General features: G+C 67.3%; 13 protein-coding genes and 5 pseudogenes. 8 read left to right on the top strand and 10 right to left on the bottom strand.

The genetic code is table 11. The features are described 5' to 3' along the window. Positions 1-39: 39 nt before the first annotated feature. Positions 40-1,300: pseudogene (locus ACIQFX_RS31170) on the bottom strand (transketolase-like TK C-terminal-containing protein). A gap of 360 nt (positions 1,301-1,660) precedes the next feature. On the opposite strand from ACIQFX_RS31170, the gene ACIQFX_RS31165 reads away from it, so the two are divergent. Together ACIQFX_RS31165 and ACIQFX_RS31160 are read left to right on the top strand one after the other, a co-directional pair. After that, a complete protein-coding gene (locus tag ACIQFX_RS31165) occupies positions 1,661-2,074 on the top strand; it encodes a peptidase inhibitor family I36 protein (RefSeq protein WP_402470165.1) in 414 nt (137 codons plus the stop codon). Positions 2,075-2,300: 226 nt separating this feature from the next. Beyond that, positions 2,301-3,356: a phosphotransferase family protein gene (locus ACIQFX_RS31160; protein ID WP_402470164.1), complete on the top strand. Its 1,056-nt coding sequence runs from the start codon at positions 2,301-2,303 to the stop codon at positions 3,354-3,356. Positions 3,357-3,401: 45 nt separating this feature from the next. Here ACIQFX_RS31160 and ACIQFX_RS31155 read toward each other — a convergent pair whose 3' ends face one another. The 3 genes from ACIQFX_RS31155 to ACIQFX_RS31145 form a co-directional block, all read right to left on the bottom strand. After that, on the bottom strand, positions 3,402-4,175 hold the full coding sequence (locus tag ACIQFX_RS31155; RefSeq protein ID WP_402470162.1) for an alpha-ketoglutarate-dependent dioxygenase AlkB: 774 nt from the start codon (positions 4,173-4,175) through the stop codon (positions 3,402-3,404). Beyond that, a complete protein-coding gene (locus tag ACIQFX_RS31150) occupies positions 4,159-5,406 on the bottom strand; it encodes a hypothetical protein (protein ID WP_402470161.1) in 1,248 nt (415 codons plus the stop codon). The genes ACIQFX_RS31155 and ACIQFX_RS31150 overlap by 17 nt, the downstream gene beginning before the upstream one ends. 63 nt (positions 5,407-5,469) lie before the next feature. Next, on the bottom strand, positions 5,470-5,688 hold the full coding sequence (locus tag ACIQFX_RS31145) for a hypothetical protein (RefSeq protein WP_402470159.1): 219 nt from the start codon (positions 5,686-5,688) through the stop codon (positions 5,470-5,472). A 457-nt stretch (positions 5,689-6,145) separates the two neighbouring features. Between ACIQFX_RS31145 and ACIQFX_RS31140 the strand changes: the two genes are divergently transcribed. Both ACIQFX_RS31140 and ACIQFX_RS31135 read left to right on the top strand, forming a co-directional pair. Further along, positions 6,146-6,685 carry a hypothetical protein gene (locus ACIQFX_RS31140; RefSeq protein WP_402470157.1) on the top strand — a complete coding sequence of 180 codons (540 nt, stop codon included), beginning with the start codon at positions 6,146-6,148 and terminating at the stop codon, positions 6,683-6,685. Between the two features lie 186 nt (positions 6,686-6,871). After that, on the top strand, positions 6,872-8,062 hold the full coding sequence (locus tag ACIQFX_RS31135; RefSeq protein WP_402470155.1) for a serine hydrolase domain-containing protein: 1,191 nt from the start codon (positions 6,872-6,874) through the stop codon (positions 8,060-8,062). Positions 8,063-8,147: 85 nt separating this feature from the next. On the opposite strand, the pseudogene ACIQFX_RS31130 reads toward ACIQFX_RS31135, so the two are convergent. The 5 genes and pseudogenes from ACIQFX_RS31130 to ACIQFX_RS31110 all read right to left on the bottom strand — a co-directional run. Further along, a pseudogene (locus tag ACIQFX_RS31130) lies at positions 8,148-8,951 on the bottom strand (IS701 family transposase); the annotation flags it as partial. 115 nt (positions 8,952-9,066) lie between these two features. After that, positions 9,067-9,183: pseudogene (locus tag ACIQFX_RS31125) on the bottom strand (IS5/IS1182 family transposase); the annotation flags it as partial. A 73-nt stretch (positions 9,184-9,256) separates the two neighbouring features. Next, on the bottom strand, positions 9,257-10,102 hold the full coding sequence (locus ACIQFX_RS31120; RefSeq protein ID WP_402470153.1) for a hypothetical protein: 846 nt from the start codon (positions 10,100-10,102) through the stop codon (positions 9,257-9,259). 253 nt (positions 10,103-10,355) lie between these two features. Then, positions 10,356-10,727: a winged helix-turn-helix domain-containing protein gene (locus tag ACIQFX_RS31115; protein ID WP_402470152.1), complete on the bottom strand. Its 372-nt coding sequence runs from the start codon at positions 10,725-10,727 to the stop codon at positions 10,356-10,358. A gap of 266 nt (positions 10,728-10,993) precedes the next feature. Further along, positions 10,994-11,833, bottom strand: coding sequence for a hypothetical protein (locus ACIQFX_RS31110; RefSeq protein WP_402470150.1), 840 nt, complete (start codon positions 11,831-11,833; stop codon positions 10,994-10,996). A gap of 247 nt (positions 11,834-12,080) precedes the next feature. Here ACIQFX_RS31110 and ACIQFX_RS31105 point away from each other — a divergent pair, with 247 nt between their 5' ends. Together ACIQFX_RS31105 and ACIQFX_RS31100 are read left to right on the top strand one after the other, a co-directional pair. Then, positions 12,081-12,782: an IS110 family transposase gene (locus ACIQFX_RS31105; RefSeq protein ID WP_402470148.1), complete on the top strand. Its 702-nt coding sequence runs from the start codon at positions 12,081-12,083 to the stop codon at positions 12,780-12,782. Between the two features lie 65 nt (positions 12,783-12,847). After that, on the top strand, positions 12,848-13,369 hold the full coding sequence (locus ACIQFX_RS31100; protein ID WP_402470146.1) for a hypothetical protein: 522 nt from the start codon (positions 12,848-12,850) through the stop codon (positions 13,367-13,369). Between the two features lie 269 nt (positions 13,370-13,638). Here ACIQFX_RS31100 and ACIQFX_RS31095 read toward each other — a convergent pair. Beyond that, positions 13,639-14,097: pseudogene (locus tag ACIQFX_RS31095) on the bottom strand (IS630 family transposase); the annotation flags it as partial. Here ACIQFX_RS31095 and ACIQFX_RS31090 point away from each other — a divergent pair. Together ACIQFX_RS31090 and ACIQFX_RS31085 are read left to right on the top strand one after the other, a co-directional pair. After that, entirely contained in the window at positions 14,096-14,554 is a 459-nt protein-coding gene (locus ACIQFX_RS31090) for a hypothetical protein (RefSeq protein WP_402470144.1), read from the top strand. The pseudogene ACIQFX_RS31095 and the gene ACIQFX_RS31090 overlap by 2 nt on opposite strands. A 323-nt stretch (positions 14,555-14,877) precedes the next feature. Beyond that, positions 14,878-15,288: pseudogene (locus tag ACIQFX_RS31085) on the top strand (caspase family protein); the annotation flags it as partial. Positions 15,289-15,320 lie beyond the last annotated feature (32 nt).

Raw genomic sequence — 15,320 nt, 5'->3', positions numbered from 1 at the left:
GGATCCGCGGTGGCGGTTCCCCCGATCCGCCGCGGCCGCTCAGGACCCGACGTGCACCGCCTCGGCTCTCGTGAGGCTGGTCCGGGCGGCGTCCACGCCCCGGTCCACGGTGAGGCCGAACTTCTCGTACAGGACTTCGTACGGCGCGCTGGCGCCGTAGTCCGACAGGGCGACGATCTCCCCGTACCCGCCGACGAACTCACGCCGCCCGAGAGCGATCCCGGCCTCCACCGAAACCCGTGCCGCGACCTGCGGCGGAAGGACGTGGCGGCGGTAGGCAGGATCCTGCTCGGCGAACCACTCCCCGCAGGGCATCGACACCACGCGGGTCGCGACCCCCTCCGCTTCGAGCGCTCCGGCGGCCCGTACCGCGAGCTGCACCTCCGACCCGGTGCCGATCAGAATGCCCCGGGGCGTCGCGGCGGACGACTCGACGAGCACGTACCCGCCCCTGGCCGCCTCCGGGTGACCGGCCCGCCACTTCTCGTACCGCACGTCCCACTCCGCCCGCGCCTCCCGCTGCCGCTCGGCGCGCCGACGCATGTGACGGACCACGTCGTCGGGGATGTGGAACGTCCGGTCCTCAGGGAGCCCGAGCAGCCTCTTCGCCGCCGCCACCTCCTCGGATCCCAGCGGCCCGCCGTGCGCCTTCGCGGTACCCCGGGCATTCGGCGCCGGCCAGGCGATGACGGACTCGACCGCGATGATCGAAGGCCGACCGCTTTTCTCACGCGCCGCACTCAGCGCGCCGTACAGCGCTGCAACGTCGTTGACGTCCCTGACCCGCTGCGTGTGCCAGCCGTAGGCCTCGTACCGGGCGAGGACGTCCTCACCGAACGCCGAGTCGGTGTCGCCCTCGGTGGAGATGTGGTTGTCGTCGTAGACCACGACGAGGTTCCCCCGCCGCTGATGACCCGCGAGCGAGGACGCCTCCCCGGTCACCCCCTCCCGAAGATCACCACCCGACGCGACCACCCACACGGTGTGGTCGAACACCGACCGGCCGACCGGCGCATCCGCATCGAACAGCCCACGCCGCTTCCGCGACGCCATCACCATCCCGACCGCCGTGGCCAAACCCTGCCCCAGCGGCCCGGTCGTCATCTCGACACCAGGCGTCCGCCCGTACTCCGGATGCGACGGCGTCGACGAACCCCACTGCCGCAACGGGCGCAAGCGCCGTCGCCGCACCGGAGTGCCCGCCACCCGCCTGCTCCACCGCGTCGGCGACGAGCGCACGACTGACCCCGATCGCCTTGTCGTCAAGATCGCACCACTCCAGCGAAGCCTCCACGCTCACGGCGCCCGTACCCCTCTCCTCGCACTGCTGCGTGCGTCGTCTCTTGTCCACGAACTGCCGCCTGCTGCCTGCCGCCGGGACCGCTGCCACGGGTCGGACCGTTTCGCTGCCGCTGCCGCTGCCGCTGCCGCTGCCGCTGCCGCTGCTCCTGTCCCTGCCCCTGCCCCGCCTCCGCCCAACGCGCAGCTGTCCCGGGCTGCTTGCTGCCTCCCGGATCGTCCTGACGACTGCGTCACGGAGACGGACGAGCCCGATTATCTGCAGGTGCACACCCTGGAAAGGCTGATCACGCAGAGCCGGACTCATCGACCACAGGGCTACCCGGTATCCGTGCCGGGCCCCCGATGCAGGAAGAAGGCCATGCAGATCAAGCGCATCGGTGCGACCATCACAGCACTTCTCGCCACCTTGGCGGGAACTGCTCTCGCCGACGCGACATCCGCCGCAGCGGTGGGAGGGTGCGACTCCAACCAGCTGTGCCTCTACCGCAGCACGCAGTTCCGAACGATGGCGCTCGAGACGGCAAACAGGAGCGATTGCTGGCTGCTTGAAAAATACGGCCTGACCTACCCTTGGAACGGCATCAGCTCGTACGTGAACAACCTGCCGGTCAACGCGACCCTCTACACGTACGACAACGGTTGGTGGAACACCGGCGGGATCCCGAGCGGCAGTCTCTCCACCGACTCGACGTCGAACGTCTACTTCGGCTTTTCGCATTACGTGTGTACCGGTAGCGCAACGCCTTGGAGCCAGGTGCTGTCGCGCAACTGATCTCCGGGTTACTCAGCGCGTGATCACCCGCGATCCTTCCGAGGGTGACCGAGCGGGGGACCGCCACCCTCGGAAGGGCGCATGCATACCGGCCGCGGTGTGAATCACGTGAGTTCCCACCGTGGCTGGTGTGACGAGGTCCTCCCGCACAGGGACCGTCGTGGCCACGAGATCGCCGCCCAGGGGGCTCGCTCGCGCGTGCGAAGCTGCGGATACGCTCGGCGGCATGCTGAACCATGCTCCGTTCAATGAAGTGCTGCTCTCCACCGTGGGAACCCCCAAGCAGGCAAAACTCCTCGACAGCAGTCCGCGGTCGAGGGTGTGGCGCGTGCGGCTGGCGGACCGACGGGTGGTGATCGTCAAGCAGATCACCGACGGCGGGGACGCGGGCGCCGACGCGAACACGCGATTCGCGCGGGAGGTGGCCGGGCTGCGCCTGGCGGGACGGGCCCCCAGGCCGGGAGTGGCCCCCGCCGTACTCGCCACGGACGAGTCCTCGCGGGTGATGGTCCTTGAGTATCTGGAGGACCTCGGCAGGACGGACGACTGGATGCCGGCGTACGCCGAGTCGCTGGCGCGGCTGCACGCCCTGACCGGGCCCGCCGACGCCGGCGCACTGCCGGTCTCGTCAGGGCCCACGGCCACCGACGTGGAGTCCTTCCTCACCCTCGCCAGGGCGATCGACGTGCCCGTACCGTCCGCGGTTCCGGATGAACTCGCCTGTCTCCTGGAGCGGTTGGACCCCACCCCGCACCATGCGCTGCTGCACGGCGACCCGTGCCCCGGCAACGACCTGCGTACCGCGGACGGCGTCCGCTTCGTCGACTTCGAGCGGGCCTCGCTCGGCAACGGCCTGATCGAACTCGCCTACTTCCGCATCGGCTTCCCCACCTGCTGGTGTGCCATGTCGGTCACCGCGGCCCCGCTCGCGGAGGTCGAGGACGTCTACCGGACCACCTGGCGCGGCCTCACCGGGAAGGACGTGCCGGGCGACCTCGCCGACGCGTGCGCGGGCTGGCTGATCCAGGGCGACGCGCTCGTCGAACGGGCCCACCGCGGGACGGTCGACCAACTCGGCCGGGTGCCCGCCGAGGACTTCACGTGGGGCTACGTCTCCGCCCGTGAGCGCCTGGTCCACCGCCTGGGCGTGGTCGCCGACATGACCCGCGACCACGACCACCTCCACGCCGTCGGCCGCCTCAGCTCCGCCCTCGCCGACCGCCTGCTCGTCCGCTGGCCGAAGCTGCGTCCGCTGCCCACGCCTGACGCCCGCCCTTGGTAGCCGGCCCACTCCGTGACGGGGCACGCGGACCTTCCCCAGCCCCGGTCACTCGGGCGGCACCAGATCACTTTCACTGATGGTGTAGGTCAGCGGAGGGTAGAAGAAGTCCGTTTCGTGGTTCTCGCGACGCCGTAGTCGGTAGAACTCGCGCCTCTGTTCATCGTCGGCCGCCGTGAGTTCCCCACCCTGCGGGAGGTGTGCGGTTCCCTCGCGAAACCTCACCAAGGTCTTTGAGGTTCGAAAGGTCACCCCCAGCCATTGGCCGCCGTCAGTGGTCGGAGTGGGTGCGTCCAGCACGATCTTGTGCCTGAACCGACGATTCGAGTCGACGGAGAACGCGACGACACTGTTGTCGGCGAGAGGGATCTCGAACTTCTCGACCTCGGACCCTTTTGACTCGAAGACCAACTTCCTCGACCGGCTCGCTTCGGGGTGCTGATAACAGGAGAAGACGGCGATGAAGGAATCATCGGCCAGATCGAGGGCCTGGTCCGAATGGCTGCCCATCCTCTTGTAATCGTTCGTGTACGTCTCGATGAGTGCGTTGTTGAAGATGACCGAAAGCGCCGCACATTCTTGAATCTGTTGTGCCAACCGGTCGTGCACCGCCCGGAAACGCTGTGCCGGGCTGCCGTATCGAGTGGTGGTACGTACGAGAGGCACCCCACCCCCGTCGTCGACCTTGGTCAGTACGGAACCTCGCCGCCCTTTCCCTACGTCCTCCATGCGAACCGACGCGGACAACTCGGCGAACAAGTCGTCCCCGATCGGCAACGTGCGCGAGATGACGTGGGCCGAGATCTCAGACTCGTGGGGCAACGTAGTCTCCCGTGTTCATGCTGAAGAGGAGCTCGTCGCCGTAATCAATGAACGACGATGACCTGTTCTCCTCGGCGTACAGCCTGCGCAGGTCGTCCATGCCTTCCGGTGTGGGTGGCCCCAACTTCACCAAACTTCCTGCTGATTTGAGAAATGTGGCGCCGTCCTTGTGGACGGCTTCGGCTTTCGAGCAGCGCACCACGTATCCGAGGCGGGTCGGGAGTAGGGCGGCGTCCAGCGCTGAGGGTCGGATCTCGTGCGTGTACAGGCGGTTGGTGGAGAGGGGCATGAAGAAAACGGAGCCGGGATAGAGGGTCAAGGTGAAATGAGGGGGGAGTGCGACACCGTCGTGCTCTGCGGCCGCCGAACCCTTGAGGCGAAAGCGGAGTCTGGTGAGCCCGCTGACCCCCTTCACCCCGTAGTCGAAGGCATCGTCGGCCATGGGCTGCAGTGCCTCGACCCCGTCGTAGAAGGTGCAGAAGGCCATCACGCCGTGGGCGGGCATGTCCTTGGTCTTGTCGGCGTGGGCTGAGATCTTGGCCTTGGACTGCTTGCGCTCTGCCGTGGCGAGGGTGTTGTGGTAGATCTGGGCGAGGACGTGGTTCAGCGGCGCCTGGTTCCGGAAGACGGCAGCGGCCTCGTGGTTGAGTGCCTCGACGATGCGTGTATCGGTCGGGCGGAAGCCCTCGGTGGGTCCTGACAGGTTCGTGGAGCATCGAAGCAAGCGGAAGTGGAGTTCGTCGCCGTGTCGTGCGACGGGCGTCAGGTAGATTCCGCTGCGGTGGGCTGTCCCGGGCTTGGTGGATTCCGTCAGAGACTGGAACGCGTGCTCTTCGCGGATCCGTCCGAAGTCGTCGGCACCGAGGTCGAAGAATCGGCGGTAGTACACGCCGACGCCGTGTACCCGCACCGGAACCCGGCCGAGGCCGACGAGGGGCCAAGGCCGGTCAGCGTCCTCATCGTTGTCATCGTGGTAGCCGTGTGACAACTCCCGGACGATGAACACGCGGCCAGCCGCCTGCAGCCGGCGGTGAGTACGGGTTCCGGAGACGTCACCGCACAGGTAGACGGCCTTCTCCGCGAGGTCGGACGAATCCGAATCAAGGTCGGCCGGTGTGATCACGGCTCCGAAGAAATCCCTGACTGATTCGTTGTCGTGCAAGTCCAAAGGCGCGACCAAGACGTTGCTCGAATCGTCGATGCGGGCTTCCTCGGACTCTGTCGTGAGCATCAAAGACACCTGTCGTTCGTGGAGCTCGGTGGGTCGATCGAAACGAGATGGTGGTCGTGGAGGTCAGCTGCGCTGGGCACTACTCAGCCGGTCGACCTGCTTCTTGACCAGTTCGAGGGGAAACCCCGCTTTCCGCCCGACGTCGAGCTCCTGGAAGCTCGCTGTGATGGTGCCGGTCCGTACGAAGACGTGGTGCTCGTCGCGTAGGCCGCCTCCGTCTCCCAGGTGCGAGGCCAGATGGAAGCTGAGCGCCTCGTCGCCCACGGCGGGAGCCTGCTCCACCGTGACCGTGGTGGTGAACTTCCCGGCACCTCGCCGTCCTTGAAAGCGAGAGCCTTCAGTTGCTCGGCGTTCAGCGCCGGTCCGGGTTCGCTGGAGGATGCGGCCACCGTAGGAGAGGCCGTGCTTCGGCGCTCCTGCGCAGCCGAGCAGCCGGAAGTGGCGAGGGCCCCGGCAACCAGCGCCGCGCTTGCCCGTATCCGTCGCTTCGTGAGTACAGCCATAGTGATGCCCCCCTGGGCCGTTCGTGCGAGACAAGCAGACGCTAGCCCAGCAGTCGAGGGCTGCCGGAGAGCGGTCCGTGAAAAGGAGTTGCTCACACAGCGTGTCCGGCTGATCCTGGCCCGAGGCGGGTGCGGCACGATCAAGCCGAACAGGCCATGGGCGAGGAGGTAGAGGGTTGGGGCGGCAGGAGAGGTATCGCAAGGTACTCAGACCTCTGCTGAGAGCCGGGCTCGAGGTGATACCCGACGCCGTTCCGAGCTCGGCGATCCCGCACGTCCTGGGGTACGAACGAGAGCGGGTCTTCGGCGGCCGCATGGTCCGGTACAAGACCCCGCGATTCGTGCAGCGGCTGAACGAGGCCTGGTACGACCTTGCCACGTCCTCCGGCCTGATCGACGAGAACCGCGAGTTCCTCCTCATGCTGCCCAGGGGAACCTGGACCGCCGAGGAAGACCGCAAGCGACGCACGATGCACGTCTGGCACCGGGTCCGCCTGCTGGAACGGTGGGACGTCATGGGGGCCGGCGCGGCGACGTTCCTCGGCATCCGCGCAGGCCACCCCGGCTTCGCCATGCTGGCCCTGGACAACAGCGTCTGGCTTCTGGCCGACACGTACGAAGCGGGTGCGGGCGTGTACGCGGTGCGCGATCCCGCCGGCTCTCCAGGGGTCCTGCGCGAGTTGGAGCGGGAACTGGAGCGACTCGCCGGGAAGGACGCGGACCGGGAGTTCCGACGTGAAGTCAGGGTCTGGCTGGAGAGCAGGAAACAGCCGTAGGCGAGAGGTGTGGGGCACCCCGTAGATCAACTCACCCCCAGCCCCACCCTCACCTCCCCGCTTTCCCCTGACTCCGAGTCAGGGTGGATTCAGGGGTGGGCCGGGGTGATCCCCAGCGTCGCGAGCCCGCCGGACGAACAGAATCGAAGTGAACTTGATCACCGCTTCGAGACGTGGAGTCGTCCCATGAACCGTTCCTCGATCCTTGTCGTGACCGCAGCCGCGCTGGCGCTCGGTGTCATCGCGCCCGCCCAGGCCGCCACCGCCGAGCCCGCTCCGGAATTGAACCGAGCAAGGTTGCTCGCGGCCATCGCTCCGCGCCCGAGCGACGGCGCCGCGGGCACCGTCGCGGAGGTGCACAAGAAGGGGGAGGCGTGGCGGGGAGCGGCCGGGGACGTTGTCTCCGGTCGGGACGTCTCGCCGCGCGCGCACTTCAGGATCGGGAGTGTCACCAAGCCCATGGCGGCGGTGATCCTCCTTCAGCTGTCCGCCGAGGGCCGTGTCGACCTGGAGGAGAGCGTCCAGCACTACCTGCCCGGCTTGTTGCCGGAGGACCGGTTCAAGGAGCGCATCAGCGTCCGGCAGCTGCTCGACCACACCAGCGGGCTGCCGCACGACCTGGAGGGCGCGCCGGCCTCCACGCCGGACGCGGAGATCGAGGGTCGGCTGGACTACGTCACCTTCGACGAGGTGATCGGGGAGACGCTCCGCCCCGAGGGCCGGCCGGGCCCGGGACCGCACTTCAGCCCGGGCACGCGCCAGGAGTACAACTCCTTCGGCTACCGGATCGCCGGGAAGCTCATCGAGGAGATCACCGGTCACTCCTACCAGTACGAGGTGACCACCCGCATCCTGAAGCCGCTGAAGATGCGGGACACCCGTGCCGCGGTGCCGAACCGCAGCACGGCCGTGCCGCGGCCGTATCTTCCGGGCTACCTGCCGAGGAGCAGCGGCGAGCTGGTCGACGTCAATGTGCAGGGTGGGTTGCCCGCGAGCATGACGTCGACCACGGCGGACCTGGACCGGTTCATCACCGGACTGTTCGACGGCCGGCTGCTCCGCCCGGCGCAGACCGCCGAACTCTTCGCGATACCGAAGGGCACCGACAGCAAACCGCTGCCCTACGCGGACGGCTCCCACTGCAACACCGGCCCGGACAAAGGCACCGCCTGCTTCAGCGTGGGGCTGATGTCGACACCCCTCCCGGACGGCTCGCTCCTGTGGGGCAAGACGGGGTCGGACCCGGGATACCGCAGCGGTGTCTTCGCCTCCAGGGACCTCAGCGTGCGCGCGGTCTACGCCGTGGGCACCTCCGGCCCCGTCGACGGCGTCCCCGCGGTGGCCCAGCGCCTGGCCCTCGCGGCCTTCGGCAGCTAGTGGTGCTTCGGTTAGGTTCTTCGTCGGGTTCTGTTGCGGGGCAGGGGCCGGCCGCAGGTGGTGCAGGTGCCGGTCCAGCACCGCAGCAGGTCCTGGAGGGTGTCGAGGACCTGGTAGAGGGTGAGGCCGGCGTGTGGGCTTTGGGGTCGAGGCGCCGCAGGGTGAGGAAGGCCTGGGCGGCGGTGACGAGGGTGACGTGGTGGTGCCAGCCGCGCCAGGTCCGGCCGAGGACATAGGACAGTCTGCGTTCCTCCAGGCCGATCCGGAACGGGGTGCTGACGCCGTAACCGGCGTCGGCGACCACCACCGGTGCTTCCAGTTTCCAGCCGGTGAGCGTGTCCAGCAGGCTGAGAGCCAGGCGCCGCTTCTCCCGATGGGCAGCGGCATCGTCCGGCACTCCGGACCTGCGGCAGCGGTCCGGATCGTCCGTCCACTCCCGCGGCAGATACAACTGCCACTCCAGCGGACACGAGGCCGTGTCGGTGGCGGCATGGACGCTGACCGCGACCTGGCAGTTCGCCCGTTTCCCGAGCGCTCCGCAGTACTGCAGGGCCACCCCGACCGAAGCGGTGCCGCACTTGGGGAACGACACGTCGTCGATCACCCACACCTCCGGGCTGGCCGCCTCGGACAGTCGCTCGGCGATCCGCCGCCGCACCGGCAGCGGATCCCACGGCGACTGGTTCACGAACTGCTGCAGAGCCTGCATGCTCCCCTCCGGCAGCCGCTCGGCCATCGGCTGGACCGACTTGCGCCGGCCGTCCAGCATCAGGCCCCGCAGATAACCCCCGCCCCACCGCCGCTGATCCCGCCGCGGAAGCGAGGCGAACACATCGGCGACGAACCCCGCCAACTCACCCCGGAGCCGTTCCACCTCCCCCAACCTCATGACCAGAAGATCCCCACCACCAGGCAATATCACCCAACGCAACGAAGCGCTACTAAGGGTTGTCCCGTAAATGACCGCGGAGACACCGCGGGGTAGGTCGCGGTGCGGCTCTTGCCTATCCGTCGAGGGCAAGGTTGCGCATGCGGGCGACGCGGAGCATTGCGTGGTGGACACCGTCTCCCTTGAGGCGGCAGCCGCGGAGGATCTTCCAGGCCTTCATACAGGCGGAGACGTTGATGCACCGCTCGACCGTGTTGCGCCGCTATCCACAGCTGGTTCTGACGCCTCTCGACGATCTGGCCCTATCAAGCGACGATGTGGCTCCATCGATCGAATGAGGGGCCGAGATCCCGCTGCTTGATGTCGCCTGCGGCATCCATTCGTCCAGATGCAGCTTTCACGAAGGCTCCGGCATCGCTGCCGGCGCTGCTGTAGAGGAAGAGCTGGCTGCCGTCGTAGATAGGGATGGCGTCCCAGAATCGCCCCAGCGCGACGTTCTTCTTGTGATTGAAAGTGCCTGCGGCAGTGAATTGTCCAGTCGCCTGCGGGAACGACACGCCATCGCTGTACTGGAAGAGAGCCCAACGACCCGCGAGGGCCGTAATGCTCGACCACTTTCCGAATTGATTGACCGGGAAACTCGTGGTCTGGGAGAAAGTGCCGGACGAGTCGAATTTACCGATAGCGGCCTGTGTCCCGGTCTCATCGGAAAAATCTGCATTGTAGAAAAATACTTCACCCGTGTCGAAGGGGACGATGCTCGTCCATTGCCCAAACGTCCCGGCTGGGTAGTCCTTCAGGTTCGTGTAATTTCCACTTGTGTCAAATTTGCCGACTTTGGCAGCACCTGTGGTGCTGTAGAAGAATGCGCGACCCCCGCCAAGTGGCACGATACGGAAGGACTTCCCGAACTGATTGGCTGCGTAGTCCTTGAGGTGAGTGTAGCCGCCGGCACCGTCCACCCTGCCCGATGCCGATAGTACGGTTGCCCCCTCGTCGTTGTAGAAGAAAAGCACGCCGCAGCCTAGAGATGCGATTTGCGACCACTTCCCAAATTGGTTGACAGGGAATGTCTGCAAGTGAATGAAGTCGCCGGAAGCGTCGATTTTCCCGGTTGCAGCCGTCCTGGTGCTGTAGTTGTAGAAGAACATGGTGTCGCCTCTTCGAGATTTACATCACGAGGAAAGTGTTTTCGTGTGCTCGAAGTTCTCTCCTTGACTTCAGGGCGCCGTTGACCCCAACAATGTCGGTCAGCTCAAGGGAAGAGACCTGGCGCTACACTTCGAACGTACGTCTGCGCACAGGTGCCCGCAACAGGTCTCCTGTTCAGTTAAATGTGCAATAGATGAAATAGGAACGCGTTGGCGGGTGCTGAGGTTTGAACTTGTGATGTCGCTGGGTTGCTTAGGTGGGTCTGATGGTCAGGGCGGTCTCGGTGAGGCAGCCGTCTGCGAGGTCGCTGTGGTATTGAATGTGCCGTAGGCCGCGTCGGATTTGCTGGACGAGGTGTTCCGGCCATGCCGTGACCAGGTCTTCGCCTGCGGCGGCGTCATGGAGAATCCGGCTTCGTCCTCGAGACGAGCCGGGCTCCACGGGCCGCCGCGAGTCCTCCGCGCGCGGCCACACCTCCTTGACCCACCCGGCCACCGCCTCGTCGTCCCGCTCGATGGCGCGTCGGGCCGGGACCCGGCAGGACCAGCCGTTGCGCACCAGCAGCTTGCGCACGCCCTGGATCGTGTAGGTGAGGTGGAAGCGCCGACCGGTCACCGCCTTCACGCGGCTCAGGGTCCGGCGTTGGTCCTCCCGGCCGTGCGCGGCCGGCCCCTTGGCCGGCTCTGCCTCCAGCCGGACGAACTGCTTCTCGCCCAGCCTCGGCAGTGACGCCGGCCTCTGCGACCGCAGAGCCCGCGGACCGCCCTCGTCCCCATCTGCCGCCGCCGTCGCACCGAGCGGACGCTGACCCGCAGGTCCTCGGCGATCAGCGAACTCGCCTGACCCTGGGCGAACCGCTGTGCCGCCTGGAGCCGTAACTCCTTGCGGAACTAATGCCGTTCAGCGGTCAACCCGCCCCCTTGGTGAGGGCTGCTTCTCCGGGGTCGGCTGCTCTGCTTCCCCGCGTCGGGAAGGCAGGCTTGCGCCGGCTTCCTGACGTGGGCACACAGCCCGCACCAGTCCTCGTTCCGCCACACGCCACCCGTCACCGCGTGCCGTAGCGCATCGACCCTGGTCGCCAGGTTCTCGGCCCGCTCCGCGAAGCAGCGCGCGAGCCAAATGTCTTCTTCGCCCCACCACTCGTGAAGCTTCAGATGAATCGCGGTCTCGCTGCCGACCCACCACCTGTCGGCGGGCCCGGTCGCCTCGACGTCGAGGGCAGGGAGGCCGGCTTCGGCGACCGTCGGCTCCTGGCCGGGTTCGGTGGCAACGGCGAAGGCCACATGGGGCCAGTCTCGGACCTGTGACAACTGGGCGTGGGCCTCCAAACGCTGAAGGACGCTGCTGTTGATGATCCGGGGACGTCCCGCGAGCGTCATGGCGGTGCGCCCGTCCGGGAGGACGTCGACCCGCCAGGTCTGGTCACCATCGAGGATGCCTGGAAAGGTCCAGCCGTCGATGTCGATGTCGAGGTAGACGGTGGCCTCGCCGTCCAGGCCGTGTTCCATGCCGTTAGGGCCGAGGAGCGGATACCACAGGCCGCCGTAGCGTTCCTCGAAACGAATCATCGCCTCGATGGCCCCAGGCGGCACCGCTGCCTCGTTCCCGTCGGAAGTCTCCGCGCGGGCCAGTGCACGTATGCGGTCAGCGGGCATCTCGGAGCCGCGCCGTGCCCGCGCCAGGAGAGTCGCGACGCGGGGCGACAAACAGGGGTCATCGAGGATGTGCACGTCAATACGCTAGTGGGTCGGCTCAGTCGTCTCGACCAACTGCCAACCGTCTTCTTCGGGAGACCCAGGGGCCTGGGTGCGGCTTTGGAGCGCTCATGCCGTGGTTGTGGCTTTGACTGATTGGCCGCCCAGTGCCCCGCGACGACACGGCCACTCATGGGGATGAGCGAACAGAGATCGCTTCGTAAGGACACGTCGGCGTGGTCGTCTGCAGGGACCAGTCAACCGATCGACGAGGGAGGCTCGGGTGCCCGAGCTCTGGGCAGGGACGGACGCCGGCAAGGCCGCGCATCACCGCACGGTGATCGACACGGACGGGACGAAGGTGTTCTCGCGCCGGGTTCCCAACAGCGAGCCTGACCTCCTGGAGCTGATAGGCGATGTCCTCGCACTGACCGAGGACAGCCCGGTGACCTGGCCCGTCGACCTGAACGCCGGCGGCGGGGCTCTGCTGATCGCTCTCCTGACCAGCCATGGTCAGCGGCTGCTCTGCATTCCCGGCCGCACCGTCCGCCACGCCTCCCGTGGCTACCGCGGAGACGGCAAGACCGACGTGAAGGACGCCTACGTCATCGCCGGCCAGGCACGGATGCGCCGGGACCTGCAACCCTTGCAGGAATGGGACGAGATCGCGGTGGACCTGAAAATCCTCACCACCCGCCGCTACGACCTCGCCGCCGACCGCACCCGCGCCATCAACCGGATGCGAGCACAGCTACTGCAGTACTTCCCCGCCCTGGAACGCACCTTCGACCACGCCGCCTCCAAGGCGGCACTTGTCCTGTTGACCGGCTACCAGACCCCGGCTGGTCTGCGCCGGGTCGGCCCGAGCCGGCTCGCGACCTGGCTGAAGAACCGCAAAGTCCGTGGCGCCCAGGCCATGGCTGACGCGGCCGTCGCCGCGGCCCAGGCCCAGCCACCACAACCGGGCCTGACCAGAGCCGCATAACGTCGGCCGACCCGGTGAAGGTAGGTTGATCACCAGTTGGCTGGAGGCCGTGGGGAGGGGCTGCTGTGACAGAGATCGAGGTCCCAGGGCCTGAGCCCGACTGGCAGTCGGCTGCACAACCGCCCTACTACACCGGCAAGAACCCCGCCTACCAGTACAGCGTCTGGGAGCACTCAGCCCCGCTGTTCCAGATGATCGGAGCGCTGGCGCTGCCGGTGCAGCCCGTGGCCCAGCGGCTACGTCTGCACGTGGAGCGGTCGTGGGACGGGCTGGACGAGCTCGACGTCGTACTGTTCCGGCTGAAGGGATTCAGCTTCGCGATCAGCAAGCACGACGGCAATCCGGTGGGCGTCTCGTATGTCTGGCTGACCGAGCCGCATGAGCAAGCCGACAAGGCCCTGGACACCCTCCTGGAGGTAGTCGGGATCGGGGAGGACGCCGTCGCATTCCGCGGAGACGCTCACGAGGACCCAGTAGAGCCGACCGCCACGGCGCACGATGCCGGCTCTCCAGACGAAGCCACTGACGTCACCTTGCCGACCTCTCTATGGGCAAGGTTCCGGCGTGCGGTCGGCAGGACCCAGTAGGCACCTCCGACGCTTGACAACGGGCATGGGGAATCAGTCACAGCAGCGGACGACCAGCCGTCAGCCCCTACGACTCGACGAGTCAAACCTCAGTGGATGGCTTCCGCGGACTCTTGGCGGGCCCGGACGATAAGTTTCGCGACGCCAGGGCCGCACCAAGCAGCCTGCCCCGCCTCCGAACATGGTCGTCCCAGCGGCAATCCGGAGGGGCAGTCGTCGACGTACGTTCGCATCCGGCGAGCCGAGGCCATTGCACCTGGTGACCTGGGTCGGAGCTTCTTCCGAGTGAGTTCGGCGAACCAGCGCTCGACCAGGTTCAGCCAGGAGGAGCCGGTCGGGGTGAAGTGCAGGTGGAAGCGTGGGTGCGCCGGCAGCCATGTCTTCACGGCCGGGACCTTGTGGGTGACGTAGTTGTCCAGGATCAGGCGGACGTCGAGGTCCGCGGGGACTTCCTTGTCGAGTTCGATCAGGAACTTCTCGAACTCCACTGCGTGGTGGAGGCGGTGGAGTGAGCCGATGGCCTTGCCGGTCGCGGTGTCGAGGGCCGCGAAGAGAGTGGTGGTGCCCGTACGCACGCAGCCGTGGCTGCGGCGTTCGGGCACTGCGGGCATCGAACGCCCTTCTCGATCAGCCGAGTTCGGACTCTCCGTTGGCGCCGGATCGTGCCGGAACCCGGCTTGGTTCGCGAGGCTTCTCAGGACGCCGGACGGAGCCCATGATGACTGCATGGTCATCAGCGAGGATCTGCTCTGGGACGCGGAGAAAAAGGAGACGCCGACCGTTCCGCGGCTGCGGCGTACGGCGGTGACGGCCGGCTGTGCCGGCCTGTTCGTCCTGGTGCTGTGGGCGTCTTCCGACGCTATGTGGGCGGCCTGCGCGGCTGCGGCCTACGTGCTCGCGGAGATCGCGTACCGGTTGTGGGACCGGCGGCGTCTGGTCGAGGTACGGATCGTCGTCGGCGAGGCCGATGGCCGTGCCAAGCTCCGCCTCCGGCAGGCCGGCGGACGGATGACCGAACACGACCCCCACCAAGTGGCCCGGGCGCTCATCATCCGCGACAACGTCGTCGACTCGGCGAACCTGCGCCTGCACCTGGACGGGAAGCGCGTCCTCTTCGCGCGCCCAGGCCGCCCCCCCGGCAGTCACGACGTGGCGGAGGACGTGCCCGAACGCCCACATCCGTGAGAGAAACGCCTGGTGGGGCATGCCGGGGATCCCCGACTAAGACTCGTCGACGGCCGGGCATCGGGAAGATCAAAGCCTCGACTTCCTCAACCGAAGGGACACACGAGGCGCTACAGTCTGAGCCCTCGACAGGGGACCGGGGGAGGGGACGTGGCCGCAGTCGTCGTGGCGCACGGGATCGGCAAGCAGTCCTTAGGGGCGTGGTCCCATCATGGGGGCGCCGTCTACGGTCGTCGGTTTCGCCCGTGGGGTAGCGAGCACCACATCGCCGCGGTCGAGAAGCGACGGACCATCGCGCGCGGGCCGCACACTCCCGGTTCGGCATGACCGACAGCATCACGCACAGCACGGCTGACGGCGCCACGCACAGCACAGCCGGCGGCGCCACGCACAGCACAGCCGGCGGCGCTACGAACAGCACGGCCGACGGGACCGCCGTCGACGTGGCCGACAAAGCGGCCGACCACGCGGCCGCCTACCCGATCGGCAGCGTCGCGTCCCGCTGGGTGGTCGTCGCCGGCACCGGTGTGTACGAACACCAGCAGCCGCTGCCGTGCGTGGCCGAGGACCTGGAAGTCGTCAGTGGGCTCTTCGGTGAGCTCGGATACGGTACGGCCGATCCCGTGGTGGATTTTTCCGTCGCCGAACTCCGTGAGGCGCTGTCGCGCTGGTCGGTCGACGCCACCGACGAAGACGGGGCGCTCGTCCTGTACTTCAGCGGCCACGGCGATGTAGGCACTGACAACCGCCACTACCTGTTGTGCCG

This window comes from Streptomyces sp. NPDC093089, from assembly GCF_044754405.1.
Lineage (GTDB): Bacteria > Actinomycetota > Actinomycetes > Streptomycetales > Streptomycetaceae > Streptomyces.
The sequence above is the reverse complement of the archived record's forward strand: the minus strand, read 5'-3'. Positions and strand labels throughout refer to the sequence as shown.